We start from the raw sequence: 13,641 nt of genomic DNA on the forward strand, positions 1-13,641 counted from the left end.
GAACTTATTTTCAATTTTTTTACTTCACCTACAGCGAATTTCTATCCACCAAAATCGTGGGTATGATTTCTTGAATCTTTTTACGCTTCAATACAAAGTCAGCGGCTTTCCTTCCCATCAATGCAAAATCAGTAGAAAATGTACTAATACCATCAAATATAATTTCTTTAATGATATCGTCATTATGCGAAATAAAACCGATGTCTTGACCAATTTTCAATCCCTTCGTCTTGGCATCCCTTAGCATATGCCAAAGTTCCAAATTGTGAATGGTAAAATATACTTTTCCTTTTTCAACAGTACCTAACTCGTATTTTTCTTTAATAAAGCCGTTAATGTTATACTCTTTCTTAAACCTTTTAAAGGAACTTAAAATCTCATTAGGTTCAGAAGTCGCAGCCTTAAAAAAGAAAATCATTTCATCATATTTTTTTATTTTATCTTTTAGCTGCACAAAGGCTCTATAAGAGGAATCTCCAAACTCCTGTGCCACATAATTATAATTTTCATCCGTTTCAATAAAACGGTCTACCAACAAAACTCGCTTTGTTGGTAGTTGTTTTAAAACGCTTGGCGTTTTTTCATTGGGCATTGCCGCAATAACAAACATGCCATATTTTCCTTTTATATTTTGAATGATATTTTCGAACGTATCAAAATTATTATGATGAAAGAAAATATCAAGCTGAATATTTTCCCCAAGACCTTTTCTGAAATTTTCGTAAAATATTTCCTGAAAAGTATCGAATGCAAATAACACCAAAGCTACTTTTAGCTCCTGCTGTACATCCGTTGTAGCCACAAAATAACCCAATCTGTTTTTTGACTCTACAATGCCGCGATGTATAAGGTCCTTATACGCTTTTGCTATCGTTTCTCTGGCAAAGCCCAATTCACTTATAAAAGTATTAACCGATGGAAGCGGATCTCCTTTTGCGACCACCTTTTCGTCAATAGCATTGATAATCCCTTGAACAATCTGCTCGTGTTTAGAGAAAGAATTTACGGACTCTATATTTTTAATTTGCTCAATAATTTCTTTCATGAAAATGTCTTTATAGGATACTTAGCTCAAAAATAGCAATATTATGCATTGCTTTAGCTCTCCTAGCTCTTAGTAATTTTCAATACAACACTAGTATTATTAGCACCGACATTTGGATTAATACCGATTTGCATTAAAAAGTCACCTGAGTAAACGGCCGATTGAACTGCAGCATTTTTCCCTGGATAGAGATTAATTTCTTCCACCTTATAGTTTTGTCCCGCTTCTAGTCCTTTCAATTTTATAGGCAAATGCGTTCCTGCCTCATATCTGGAGTTAACCAAATAACTAAACAATACAGCTTCATCCCCCTTTTTATTGACAAACATCACCGCTGCCGCCTCATTATTCCAAGGACTTTGCAAACGATACTGATCTCCTTGCCAAATCGTGTTACTCAATTCTCCATAGTTTTTTATGGCTTGTTGACTAAAAGCCAAATCTTTTTCGTTCAAATCTTTAACCACTATATCAAAACCTAATCTGCCCATCATCGCCACATCTGTACGGTATTTCAAAGGCTGTTTTCCCCAATCTGTCACGTGTGCAGAAACCGTAAGTGCTGGATAAAAATAGGAGTATTCATATTGTATGAAAACACGTTCCAAAGGATCCGTATTATCACTCGGCCAGAATTCCGTAAAGTATTTCAAGGCCGCATAATCCACTCTACCACCACCGCCAGAACAAAGCATCATCGGCACTTTGGGATACTTGACACGAATACGTTCCAATACCTTATAAAGTCCCTTTACATAATCGGTATAAAAATTAGCTTGTTTATCTTTTAATGCGCTCGAATAAGCGTTATAAATCACCGCATTACAATCCCATTTGATATAGGCTAACTCAGGATTTTCTGTAAATAAATTATCTACAATTCCATAAACAAAGTCTTGAACTTTTGGATTGGCCAAATCTAAAACCAACTGATTACGGAAGTAATGCTCTGCTCTGCCTGGCTGTTTGATTACCCATTCTGGATGTTTTTTGTATAAATCACTTGCTGGATTGACCATTTCTGGTTCGATCCAAATACCAAATTTCACTTGATTGTCTTTAGCGGCTTTCACCAAGGCGCTGATACCGTTTGGCAATTTTTTCTTATTCACTTCCCAATCTCCTAATCCTGCATCATCATTATTACGAGGGTGATTATTTCCAAACCAACCATCGTCTAATAAGAACATATCGACACCTAATTTCTTCGTATCAGCAATAAGCACTTTTAGTTTATCTTCATCAAATTTAAAATAGGTCGCTTCCCAGTTATTCAATAGGGTCATACGACTTCCTTTACCGTCTAATATTTTATATTCTCTAGACCAATCATGCAAATTACGACTTGCTTTCCCTTTTCCTTCAGCCGATAAAGTGTACCAAAACTTAGGCGTAGTAAACACCTCATTTTTAGCTAATTTATAGGCCGCTGCCGCATTGTTGATTCCTGAGATAATACGAAGATTATCCAGTGGATCTAATTCTAAATCCGTACGAAAATTACCTGACCACTCTAAACCTGCAAGCAAAACTTTACCTTGATCTTCAGTAGCGGGCTTATCCAAAGACACCATAAATACGGAAGGTTGGAATAAATTAGCGCGGCTTCCTAACTTCGAATCCAACACTTTTATTCCGTGTGTAATTTTAGTTTCTTCTGGACGCATTTCTTTGGCCCATTCTCCATGATATTGATTGAGCCAAAACTCTTGGTATCCTTTAAGATATAAATTAGCCGACGCATATTTGTTTAAGGTAATACTCCCCTTCTCACTGTGTTCAATAGTAGACCATTGCTCTATAACATCGGTATCATAATAAGCCTGAATAAACAAATGCACTTCAACAGGATATACTGGGTCTTTAAGTGTTATTTCCGTTTGAGAAACCCCTGTGCTAATGGCAGTGGTTCTATGACTTACATATACTAAATCTAGGGAGGTATTTCCATCAGCATGCGTTACGGCAATGGCAGGTTCTAGCAAATTCTTAGAACCAGATGGTGTATATGCAGAATTGTAAATACCCGAATAATCTCCTCCTTGACGGAACTGACCTTGTATTTTTACATAGTCAAAGTCATTAGCCAGCTTTTCTCCAAAATAAATGGTATTGACTTCTTTCTTTGGGGTTAGTTGCAATACAAGCGCATTACTTTTTGTTTTGATTGAAATGACTTCTTGCCCATGAATCGGCCCGAAACAACTAACTAGAATAAAAAACACCACCGCAAAAGATGGTCTTAAAGCTGTACTAAAATTTCTCATTTTTTATTATTTGGTTTTTGATTAATCTCCTGCTAAAGCGCTGTTATAAAAACAGCTACTCCAATTTATTCAAATCACTATACTATTCTATACTACAATAATACAAATAAAAATCAATTTAACAAGCTTCTTAAAAACTTCATAAAATTTCTTTGAAGAAAAAAATAAAAAAATAAAATACTCCCTCAATTACTTATCAGAATAGAGTGTAATCCATGGCGCTTTACTCCTACCAGTTAAGCGTTCCCCTTTCTTGCAAAAACTGCTGCTTTTTTCTTAATTCCCTTTGATCCTAGTCCAAATTCCTTTCAACAAGGCTTTACCATCTCGCTTCTGCTTGGGAACTTCCAAGGCTTTTAAGGTCCCATTTTCCTCTTTAAAAACATAACTAAAGGCAAATTGAGGGTCTTTAGGATCTTTGGACAATAAGCCAAAACGCAGATCATTAAAATAGTAATTGTGGTCTTTTTGAGAGACTATAAACCACCCCTCACTTACTTTTTTTAAAGTTTCAAAATCGGAGTTACCAGCAAGTTGTTCTGACAAAACATTATTTTTCTCATAACGTTCAAAGCTGATTGCTTTGCTATCAAACAAAGAATAGTCGCCCAAAAGATAAGCATCCTTTGTCGCTACGTTGGCATTCCATAAGATACAATTGAACGCCGTTGGTTTTACAATAAGATCCTCATAAGGTATTTGTTGCTGTTGCAATGCCGCTTTGAATTGCTGCAAAGCAAAAAGTTTCAAACTAACCGTTACCAATAAATAAAACGAACTGAGGTATAGTCCGCGTAAAACATATTTTTTTCGCAAAGAAAATGTTGATTTTTTACAAGCTATCAGCAGACAAATCAGCAGAGGGATTGTATAGAAGGGATCAATAACAAAAATGGTTTTTAGGGCTATTCGCTGAGAAAATGGCCAGAAAATTTGCGTTCCCCAAGAAGTGAACATATCCAGCAGCACATGGGTAAACAAACACCAAAAGGTCAAAAGACTCGCTCCTTTCCAATCAATTCTCCCCCGCTCTATCTTGGAAATTACCCAGCCTAAAATTGGAGAAAGCAGTACAAAAAACAATATCGAATGACTCAGTCCCCGATGTATTGATACGCCTTCTACTGGATTCAAAAACTGTCCTACCACCACATCTAAGTCAGGAATAGTCCCTAGAAGGGCACCATATAAATAGGTTTTGCGTCGCAGTTTTTTACCTGCACATATTTCGGCCGTTGCCATCCCAAGCAAAATCTGAGTAAAAGAATCCATCAAGTTGTAATTGAATCACAAATTTAAAGAGAAAGCAGCCTACTATACCTCCCTTTCCAACAACTTTTCTCGCCTTTGTTTATTTGGTGCATTGAGTACCATTTACCGTAGATTAAAAAGTTCTTTTTGATGACGATTTAAAACACTTTAATTCACTGTAAATTACACTATTGCAAAATCCATTTCGTATATTTGATACAAGTCATTGTGTAAATACTACCTCATGAGTCTGATAGCCTCTTTAGCCGAAATTGACAACTTAGCGTCCTCCGTTTTTGTGACACATGAACGAGTTGAGAAATATATTCCATGGCACAGTCACAGCAAAGGGCAACTATCATACGTTGAAGGCGGAGTCGCTTATCTAAAAATAAATGATCGCCATTATGTTATTCCGGCCCGTCACTATTTTTGGGTTCCACAGGGAATTACTCATTCGCTAAAAATAGGCCATTCAGGAACCATCTTACGCTCTTTGTTTTTTTATACCGATGATGATTATAAACATCCTTTTTATTCAGAGATTGGTATTTACCCCATTACAGACTTGTTAATGGAAATGATAAAGTATACTGAAACCTGGTCTGGATCCATCTTACCTGAGGAAAACCGCTATCAATTTTTATCGGTAATCAAAAACATTCTACCCGAGATAAGCAACAAGGGACTTCCTATTGCACTACCTTTTACCGAGAACGATCGCATGAAGCCTATAGTAGGATGGATAGAAAATAACATTGCAGATTCCCATTCCTTACACAGCATTGGGGAAAAATTCGGTCTGAGCGAAAGAACGTTATCACGTCTGTTTCAATCCACTCTAAACACTTCATTTTTACAATACTTAAAACTTTTACGAATGGTTAAAGCCATTGAATTAATGTTACAAACCAACTTGTCTATGAGCGAAATTGGCTATGCTGTTGGTTACAATAGTTTAGCCGCTTTCAGCAGCACCTTTCATCAGTTGACTAGTTTTAGACCTTCCAATTTTAAAAATAATTTTAAAAACAATGAAAGCTATAACGATAAAAAGGGTTTATGACAACCTTGTCAGCGATGGATCATACCGCATCTTGGTGGATCGATTATGGCCCCGTGGTGTGAAAAAAATTGATTTACATACCGATCAATGGAACAAGGACATTTCACCATCAGTTGAATTAAGAAAATGGTTTGACCATAAAAAAGAACGCTTCGAGGAATTTTCTAAGCTGTACCAACAAGAGTTAATGGCCAAAACGACCGAAACAAACCGACTAAAAGAAATTGCAAAAACAACACCTATTACTTTATTGTATGGCGCAAAAGATCCTGAAATCAATCACGCCATCATTTTAAAAGATTTTCTATTAAGCCAAATTTAAAAAAAGCTACAGTACCTTTATCCACCAATCCCATTTTAAACAACGCTTAAATTCAAACCCATTTTGAACGTCCATAGAAAAACCATCCTATTTACAGTTAGAGAAAACGACACAGTACAATCAATTGAAACCTATGTTGGCCAATATCCTAATTTGATGTTTTTACTTCGAGACAAACTCTACTTAGATAGTTTTGGGGAATGTCAAGGAATGGGGCGCTGCGCAACTTGTATCATAAAAACAAAAGGAATAAAAGGAAACTCTGTGTTAAAAGAAAGAAATGAACCTTCTACATTGATTAAAATGGGGTATACCGATCCCAATATTAGACTTTCTTGCCAATTAATGGTCACCAGTGATTTAGAGGGATCTGAAATTGAAATCTTCGAATAAAGTCTTAATTCCTACATAAAAACAAAATGCTTAACTATTTCATAATCTTGACATTACAACAACTTAACAACTATTTTGTTACTTTGAGTAAATCTAAATATTATGAAATTCTTCAATCTAAATTTTCTAGTTTCTTTTAAAGAGTGGCTATTTCTAAGAGCGATGCAATCCTCTTTCCTTCACTAATCAATTTAAAAAAGGAAGGCCCATTTGAATGAATAAAGCAGAAAACTCGTTTTTAAACAAGGACCAATTTGGTGTTGATTTCCTATGGGGAGTATCTACAGCCGCTTTTCAGACGGAAGGCGCTCATGACGCCGATGGAAAAGGCGCCTCGATATGGGATGTATTTACCTCAAAAAAAGGCACGATCAAAAATGGTCATCATGCTTCAATTAGCTGCGATTTCTACAATAGGTATCCAAATGACATTGAGTTAATCTCTCAACTAAACATCCCCAATTTCAGGTTTTCTATCAGTTGGTCTCGAATTATGCCTACAGGCACTCATCCTGTAAATCAGGCCGGAATTGATTATTACAACAACATCATTGATTCTTTGCTAGCAGCCGGCATAGAACCTTGGGTAACCCTATACCATTGGGATCTTCCCCATGCTTTAGAACTAGACGGAGGCTGGACCAACAGAGCTTCAGTTGATTGGTTTTCAGACTATGTTTCCCTATGTGCCGAACATTTTGGTGATCGGGTAAAAAACTGGATGGTCATCAATGAGCCATCAGTATTTACCGGTGCTGGTTATTTTTTGGGAATTCACGCTCCGGGTAAAAAAGGCTTAAGCAATTACCTAAAGGCCATACATCATGTTACCTTGGCTACTGCCAAAGGAGCAAAAACACTACGTGAAAAAGTACCTCAAGCCAATATAGGCACCACTTTTTCCTGTACCCATATTGAACCTTTCTCTCAAAGCCAAAAAGATATAGAAGCCGCTAAGCGTGTAGATACCTTAATCAACAGAACCTTTATTGAACCTATATTAGGTCTTGGTTACCCAGTGGAGGATTTACCCATTCTTAAAAAACTGAGTCCTTACATTTTAGCAGACGATCTCCACAATATGGCATTTGACTTTGATTTTATAGGGCTTCAATGTTATACTAGAGAAATTGTTAAAGCCTCCTTACTCATTCCCTACATCGGTGCTGAATTAGTATCTGCTGAAAAAAGAAATGTTATTGCTACCGAGATGAAATGGGAAGTCTATCCTGCTGCCCTTTACCATATCCTAAAAAAATTCAACAACTACTCGGGAATAAAAAAAATTATAGTCACCGAAAATGGTGCTGCTTTTCCAGATAATCTCATCAATGGCAAAGTATACGATATCAAACGAACCCAATACATACAGGATAACCTCGAACAACTCTTAAAAGCCAAACAAGAAGGCTATCAAGTCGACGGCTATTTTATATGGAGCCTTACGGATAATTTTGAATGGGCCGAAGGTTACAATGCTCGATTTGGACTCATACACATTGATTTTGAAACCCAGAAACGAACCATTAAACAATCGGGAATGTGGTATCGTGATTTTTTATCTTAAAGAACTAAAGTTCTTAATCCTTATATATTTATCAAAAATATACTGTGTCATCGGTTTTAACGCCTTCCCATTTTCAGGATGTGTTCCGTGTGTATTAAAAAAATCAATTCCATTTTTAGTTTTTGCGTACCAAACTAAAGCCTCACCATTGTTATTAAAACAACTAGTCGTATCACAAACCCTGATTTTTCTCAGTTCATATTTCCTCTGATCAAATACTTCTACCTTGTTTAGGGTCTCAACTACTTCGATTTTCAAATCACAATCCACTTTCTCATAATGATCATTTGACCATTGCATACATTGCTTTTTTGGAAAAACATAATGACTAATGACAAATCCAAAAATAAAAACACCAACCACACCAATGACTGTTCGCCTTACCTTATGCCTAAATTTTTTAAAAAAGTGTTCTTTAAAATTTGTAGCTAAAAAAAAAGTTTTGGGTTGCATCATTTCCGCCTCAACTTTATGGTCTTCCACAGTCCCAAAGGTTTTAATTTCTTTACATTCATCAATTAATTCTTCAGGAAAATCATCCATTTCCTCATCCTGAGCAACAGAATTCCCTTCTACTTCAATTTTACATTTTCTCTTAAACTTCGGATAAGGTCTCCATTCAAATCCCACCAAAATGGCAGCAAAATTAATCGTATCTATTTTAGCTGGCCTTTTTTCCCTTCTTAGAAAAGCACCCACTTTTTTAAACTTATCGGTGTAATGGGTAGAAGTATTCTCATTGTTAGCATCAAATTCAAATTTAAAAAAATCTGAATAAACCTTTAGATCATCGGCGGTGATAAAATCCGATTTAAAAATTTTCCAACATAGATCCCTCAAATTTGCTTGTGAAGGACTACTCAAATAATTTGAATAAATACCATCCTCTTTCTCAACTTCATATTTAATTCTTATCGCTTCTATATAGTCATCTGGAGTATTGTTATGCATACGCAGCTCGGTTTTTTTAGGAATTATTAGGACTTTTCAAGATTTGTTTGGATTTCAAAAGACTAAAAAGGAATTCCAGGAATTCCTTACTATTTCAGGCTTATATCCGTTGTTCCTTTGCCTGAGAATCAGTTATCGTTTTGATCTGCAGGTTAAAACAAATGTACAAAACTAGTTCAGCTAAAAAGTGCGGAAAACCGTAAAATGGAGTTTATCCGGGAAGTATAAATAAAGTTTTATAGTTCTACGCACTTCACTTCCCAACATCAATTGGTATTGCCCTTAATAAAATTCAGAAAAGCTCTGAAAGGCAATTCCTATGTCTAATTTTTAATCAAATCTAAAATGAAAAAGCTATTTATATTGGGAGCGTTTATACTATTGAGTACCATTCTCTTTTCTTGTACTTCTGACGACTATCAAGATGCTCAAAAAGAGATTAATCCTGCAACTCCATCCTATGCCGATGGCCCTGGAGACCTACCTATAATTGTACCTCCGCCTCCAGTAACAAAATAATAGCTCCTAAGGCTATTTAATCTAGAAATTAATACTATTTTCGGGGAAAGTATCACTTATGTTACGATCCCCGATTTTTTATCTTATACTATTCTTCTTTCTCCTTTCTTGCAAAAAAGAGAACGACAGACCCACTAATACTGCGTCCATAAAAAAGGAAGCTTTTAAGGCAAGGGATCAAGGATTAACAAATTTTCAGGACAAAAATTTCAACAGTTCTTTTTACAACTTTAACAAATCCAAAATAGCCTTTGAAATCGTAAAAGACAGTGTAAACATTGTCTATAATCTTATTCAAATGGCCTCCATTCAACAAATAAATGGAGATTATTATGGAAGCAAAGAAACCCTAACCGAAGCACTACCCTTTCTTAAAAAGAAAGACATTTACAGTGCTGCTATTAACAATGGCTTTGGCATCGCTTTTAAAGAACTCTCTATTTACAATGATGCCGTCTTTTATTACAAAGAGGCGATAAAAGATTGCGAAGATTCCCAATCAAAACTAGCTCCTCTAAACAATATCGCCGTTGTCTATATTCAACAAAAAAAATACGACCAGGCCATTTCTATATTAGAAAGCATACTGAAGGAACCACTCCTCGATAAAGAGCCTACAAGAAGAGCAGGGATTTTAGACAACTTAGGTTTTGCCTATTTTAAAAAAGGAGCCACTGAACGGGGACTTCCCTTAATAATCGAAGGTCTTGAAATCAGAAATAAAACTAATGACTCTTACCGCGCGATTGAAAGCAATCTACATTTGGCAGAATACTATTTCAAGTCTAATTCTGAAAAATCCACTCTATATGCAAAGACTGCCTATCAAAGCGCAACAAAATCTAACAGTATAGATGAACGTTTGAAAGCTTTATCTTTTTTAATTTTAAACAATTCTGATGGTAAGAATACACATTATGCACAAAAATATATTTCCTTAAATGACAGTATTACAAAGATTCGCAACAACTTTAAAAATAAATTTGCTAAAATAAGGTACGATTCAAAAAAAGAAAAAGACGAAAACCAGCAACTTCGTTTAGAAAAAGCTGAAGATTCATTAGCGCTTCAAGCGGCTAAATATCAAAAAATAATATTTGCAATCGGAATCGTTTCATTGGTACTTATCATCTTGCTTCTCGTTCGATATTACCGAAATAAAAATAGGGTCGAAAAAATAAAAGCTTCCTACGATACCGAAACTCGAATTTCGAAAAAAATACACGATGAATTAGCCAATGATGTCTTCCATGCTATAACTTTTACTCAAACACAGCCGCTGACTCAAGAAACCGTTAAAGAGTCTTTACTTGAAAAACTAGACCACATTTACAAACGTGTTAGAGGGATTTCAAGAGAAAACAATGATATCGAAACAGGTGACCACTTCGCTGAGAGTCTAAAAGAATTGTTATCGACCTATAACAATGATGGTACAAATATTATTGTCAACAATCTTGATAAACTAAACTGGGAAGGAATCGATGAAATAAAAAAAATCACGCTTTACCGAATTCTTCAAGAATTGATGGTCAATATGAGAAAGCATAGTCAAGCCTCACTAGTTGTGGTAAAATTTGATCAAAATCAAAAAAATATCGTTATAGACTACGTAGACAACGGAATTGGTTGTCTCAAAGATAAAATTATTAAAAATGGTTTGCAAAATATGGAAAACCGTATTCTAGCCATAAAAGGAACTATTACTTTTGATACTGAACCTAACAAAGGGTTTAGAGTACAAATGTCCCTACCTAAATAATTTTTATGATGTTTAAAAAAGTAATAATTGCTGAAGATTTTGATAGTATTAACTTAGGAATAGAACAAGCCTTGAGAGATCTCGGAATTGTTCATTTTCAGCATTCAAAATATTGCGATGATGCCTTTTTAAAAATACGAAAAGCCAACTTAGACCAGGAACCGTATGATTTATTAATTAGTGATTTATCCTTTAAAGAAGATTACAGAGAAGTAAAAATCGCAAGTGGTGATGAGCTAATACAACAGGTACGAACCCAACAGCCGAACATTAAAATCATTGCTTATTCTGTTGAAGATAAAAGTTACCGCATTAAATCACTTTTTGAAAATGCGGGGGTAGATGGTTTTGTTTTGAAAGGCCGAAACAGCATTGAAGAATTAAAAAAAGCCATAGACTTAGTGGCCAATACGGATCAAAAATACATTTCGCCTGAGATTGCTTCTTTAATACAAGAAAAAAACAACTACGAAATAGATGATTTAGACATCCTCATCCTCAAACATTTATCAGTGGGTACGCCACAAGACAACATCACAGAAACTTTTAAAGAGCTAGGAATTAAGCCCAATAGTAAAAGTACCATTGAAAAAAGAATTTCTAAATTGAAAGACTTTTTCAAGGCCAATACCACCATACATCTGATCTCTATAACGAAAGATATGGGACTTATCTAAACAATATTCTTCTATTATGGTTTTCCATAAAATGCTGATTTTAATTGGGTTTACATTTGAATACTTTATGTAAACTTAAACAAATTCAAACCTATGGAAATCAACATTGAACTTAAATCATTAGCGGATAAAATTAATCAGCTAAAAGGCAAGATTGAAACAGAAGAATCTACCAAACATGCTTTTGTCTTGCCCTTTATTAATCTTTTGGGTTACGATGCCTTTAATCCTTTGGAGGTGGTTCCTGAATTCACCGCAGATTTAGGATTAAAAAAAGGAGAGAAAGTTGATTATGCCATTTTCCAGAATAATGAGCCCATTTTAATTGTAGAATGCAAAAGTTGGAAAGAAAACTTGTCGATACATAATTCTCAATTGTTTCGTTATTTCCATGTTACTAAAACCCGTTTTGCACTTTTAACAAATGGTATTCAATACCAATTTTTCACGGATTTAGATGATAAAAACAAAATGGATCAAAAACCATTTCTGGAATTTGACATTACCAATCTAAAAGAAAATACGGTAAGTGAAATTGCTAAATTTCATAAATCTAGTTTTGATGTTGACAACATCGTCACTAATGCTAGTGCTTTAAAGTATATAAAAGAGATCAAAAAACAAATTAATATAGAACTTGAAACCCCATCAAGTGATTTTACAAAACTCTTTGCCGGTAAAGTTTATACGGGTAGACTTACCGAAAAAGTGGTTGAAGAGTTTAAAGATTTAGTTCAAAAATCTCTAAATCAGTTCATCAGCGAACAAATAAATGATCGTTTAAAAGCAGCGCTTACCAAAGAAACAATTAAACAACAGGACGAACAAATCGAAGCTATTGAAGAAGAAAGTAAAACCACACTAACAGAAGAGGAGCTAGACGCTTATCGCATTATTGTTGCTATTTTAAGACGAAAACTTCCTACAAGCCGAATTGTACATCGCGATACACAATCCTACTTCGGTATTTTATTAGATGACAACAATCGCAAACCGCTTTGTCGCTTACATCTAAACAGTTCTAAAAAATACATCAGCTTATTTAACGATAACAAAAACGAGTCGAAAGTAAGCTTGTCTACTATTGATGACATTTATCAATTTGAAAACGAATTATTAGCTACAGTTGACCTTTACGAAACAGAATAATAAACCGCTTAAAAATGCCAACAAAATTTATTTATGCTGCGTTGATTATCATTGCCCTTTGTTCAAGCTGCAAAAAAGAGTTAGCTCCTCTAAAGAGTACCCCCTTTTACAAAGCAACAATTACTGCGAATGATCGCAAAATCATCACAGCTGAAGAAGCAAAAACTTATCATGTTGATGCAGAACGCCACTATGAATACCGAACTGGAAAATCAGGTCATTATGAATATAATTATGATGTAAAAGGCACCGATATAAAAGGAGATTCTGTTTTTGGAAACATCAATATTGAAGGAAAAATGGGTGCTGGAATAGTAAGCACTGACAGCCTTAAGTATATTGAAATAATGGTCCATTGGGTTGGTTATGGTAAATTAGAAGCTGTAGACCAAAATGGAAATCAATACGATCTAAAAGTTGATTAACTCGAACGTCTAAAGCTATTGCTATGAAATACCTCTTAATCTTTGTTTTTATCTCCCTGACCTCTTTTCACACTGCTCAAACCAAGGTATATATCTGTGGTCCATCTGGTGCAAAAAAATACCACTATCTTGAAAACTGCCGTGGTTTAACCGCCTGCAAACAAAAAATCGTAAAAACTTCGATTCCGCAAGCTAAGGCATTTGGCTTGAGTCTATGTGGTTGGGAAGACTAAATCTTATTTACTAC

The 13,641-nt window shown here is 35.1% G+C and carries 14 protein-coding genes; 10 read left to right on the top strand and 4 right to left on the bottom strand.

Annotation, left to right across the window (positions count from 1 at the left end; genetic code table 11):
- Positions 1–28: 28 nt before the first annotated feature.
- The 3 genes from AC51AA_RS08525 to AC51AA_RS08535 form a co-directional block, all read right to left on the bottom strand.
- Positions 29–1,045, bottom strand: a complete 1,017-nt coding sequence (locus AC51AA_RS08525) for a GntR family transcriptional regulator (RefSeq protein ID WP_500705543.1) — start codon at positions 1,043–1,045, stop codon at positions 29–31.
- Between the two features lie 62 nt (positions 1,046–1,107).
- On the bottom strand, positions 1,108–3,312 hold the full coding sequence (locus AC51AA_RS08530; RefSeq protein WP_500705544.1) for an alpha-galactosidase: 2,205 nt from the start codon (positions 3,310–3,312) through the stop codon (positions 1,108–1,110).
- Between the two features lie 276 nt (positions 3,313–3,588).
- Complete coding sequence (locus tag AC51AA_RS08535; protein WP_500705545.1) at positions 3,589–4,584, bottom strand: metal-dependent hydrolase; 996 nt, start codon at positions 4,582–4,584, stop codon at positions 3,589–3,591.
- A gap of 223 nt (positions 4,585–4,807) precedes the next feature.
- Between AC51AA_RS08535 and AC51AA_RS08540 the strand changes: the two genes are divergently transcribed.
- The 4 genes from AC51AA_RS08540 to AC51AA_RS08555 all read left to right on the top strand — a co-directional run bounded on the left by AC51AA_RS08540 (position 4,808) and on the right by AC51AA_RS08555 (position 7,911).
- The gene (locus AC51AA_RS08540) at positions 4,808–5,629 is read left to right on the top strand and encodes a helix-turn-helix domain-containing protein (RefSeq protein ID WP_500705546.1); all 822 of its coding nucleotides are present in this window, start codon (positions 4,808–4,810) and stop codon (positions 5,627–5,629) included.
- Positions 5,598–5,951, top strand: a complete 354-nt coding sequence (locus AC51AA_RS08545; RefSeq protein WP_500705547.1) for a DUF488 domain-containing protein — start codon at positions 5,598–5,600, stop codon at positions 5,949–5,951. Before AC51AA_RS08540 ends, AC51AA_RS08545 begins: the two co-directional genes overlap by 32 nt.
- Positions 5,952–6,014: 63 nt before the next feature.
- The gene (locus AC51AA_RS08550; protein ID WP_500705548.1) at positions 6,015–6,344 is read left to right on the top strand and encodes a 2Fe-2S iron-sulfur cluster-binding family protein; all 330 of its coding nucleotides are present in this window, start codon (positions 6,015–6,017) and stop codon (positions 6,342–6,344) included.
- A gap of 214 nt (positions 6,345–6,558) precedes the next feature.
- Positions 6,559–7,911, top strand: a complete 1,353-nt coding sequence (locus AC51AA_RS08555; protein WP_500705549.1) for a GH1 family beta-glucosidase — start codon at positions 6,559–6,561, stop codon at positions 7,909–7,911.
- Here AC51AA_RS08555 and AC51AA_RS08560 read toward each other — a convergent pair.
- A complete protein-coding gene (locus AC51AA_RS08560; RefSeq protein WP_500705550.1) occupies positions 7,903–8,862 on the bottom strand; it encodes a hypothetical protein in 960 nt (319 codons plus the stop codon). The genes AC51AA_RS08555 and AC51AA_RS08560 overlap by 9 nt on opposite strands.
- Before the next feature lie 345 nt (positions 8,863–9,207).
- On the opposite strand from AC51AA_RS08560, the gene AC51AA_RS08565 reads away from it, so the two are divergent.
- The 6 genes from AC51AA_RS08565 (at position 9,208) to AC51AA_RS08590 (ending at position 13,627) form a co-directional block, all read left to right on the top strand.
- Positions 9,208–9,381, top strand: a complete 174-nt coding sequence (locus tag AC51AA_RS08565) for a hypothetical protein (protein WP_500705551.1) — start codon at positions 9,208–9,210, stop codon at positions 9,379–9,381.
- Positions 9,382–9,679: 298 nt separating this feature from the next.
- Positions 9,680–11,143: a tetratricopeptide repeat-containing sensor histidine kinase gene (locus AC51AA_RS08570; RefSeq protein ID WP_500705552.1), complete on the top strand. Its 1,464-nt coding sequence runs from the start codon at positions 9,680–9,682 to the stop codon at positions 11,141–11,143.
- A gap of 8 nt (positions 11,144–11,151) precedes the next feature.
- Positions 11,152–11,820: a response regulator gene (locus AC51AA_RS08575; protein WP_500705624.1), complete on the top strand. Its 669-nt coding sequence runs from the start codon at positions 11,152–11,154 to the stop codon at positions 11,818–11,820.
- Positions 11,821–11,913: 93 nt separating this feature from the next.
- Entirely contained in the window at positions 11,914–12,969 is a 1,056-nt protein-coding gene (locus AC51AA_RS08580) for a type I restriction endonuclease (RefSeq protein ID WP_500705553.1), read from the top strand.
- A 14-nt stretch (positions 12,970–12,983) separates the two neighbouring features.
- Positions 12,984–13,394 carry a hypothetical protein gene (locus AC51AA_RS08585; RefSeq protein ID WP_500705554.1) on the top strand — a complete coding sequence of 137 codons (411 nt, stop codon included), beginning with the start codon at positions 12,984–12,986 and terminating at the stop codon, positions 13,392–13,394.
- Positions 13,395–13,417: 23 nt separating this feature from the next.
- Positions 13,418–13,627 carry a hypothetical protein gene (locus AC51AA_RS08590; RefSeq protein ID WP_500705555.1) on the top strand — a complete coding sequence of 70 codons (210 nt, stop codon included), beginning with the start codon at positions 13,418–13,420 and terminating at the stop codon, positions 13,625–13,627.
- Positions 13,628–13,641 lie beyond the last annotated feature (14 nt).

The organism is Flavobacterium sp. OHVDL-2026-0007, from assembly GCF_059882335.1.

Coding starts and splice junctions, on each gene's coding strand:
- AC51AA_RS08590 (WP_500705555.1), top strand. CDS start 13,418: ATGAAATACCTCTTAATCTTTGTTTTTATCTCCCTGACCTCTTTTCAC.
- AC51AA_RS08580 (WP_500705553.1), top strand. CDS start 11,914: ATGGAAATCAACATTGAACTTAAATCATTAGCGGATAAAATTAATCAG.
- AC51AA_RS08565 (WP_500705551.1), top strand. CDS start 9,208: ATGAAAAAGCTATTTATATTGGGAGCGTTTATACTATTGAGTACCATT.
- AC51AA_RS08575 (WP_500705624.1), top strand. CDS start 11,152: ATGTTTAAAAAAGTAATAATTGCTGAAGATTTTGATAGTATTAACTTA.
- AC51AA_RS08535 (WP_500705545.1), bottom strand. CDS start 4,584: ATGGATTCTTTTACTCAGATTTTGCTTGGGATGGCAACGGCCGAAATA.
- AC51AA_RS08570 (WP_500705552.1), top strand. CDS start 9,680: ATGGCCTCCATTCAACAAATAAATGGAGATTATTATGGAAGCAAAGAA.
- AC51AA_RS08530 (WP_500705544.1), bottom strand. CDS start 3,312: ATGAGAAATTTTAGTACAGCTTTAAGACCATCTTTTGCGGTGGTGTTT.
- AC51AA_RS08545 (WP_500705547.1), top strand. CDS start 5,598: ATGAAAGCTATAACGATAAAAAGGGTTTATGACAACCTTGTCAGCGAT.
- AC51AA_RS08555 (WP_500705549.1), top strand. CDS start 6,559: ATGAATAAAGCAGAAAACTCGTTTTTAAACAAGGACCAATTTGGTGTT.
- AC51AA_RS08525 (WP_500705543.1), bottom strand. CDS start 1,045: ATGAAAGAAATTATTGAGCAAATTAAAAATATAGAGTCCGTAAATTCT.
- AC51AA_RS08540 (WP_500705546.1), top strand. CDS start 4,808: ATGAGTCTGATAGCCTCTTTAGCCGAAATTGACAACTTAGCGTCCTCC.
- AC51AA_RS08560 (WP_500705550.1), bottom strand. CDS start 8,862: ATGCATAACAATACTCCAGATGACTATATAGAAGCGATAAGAATTAAA.
- AC51AA_RS08585 (WP_500705554.1), top strand. CDS start 12,984: ATGCCAACAAAATTTATTTATGCTGCGTTGATTATCATTGCCCTTTGT.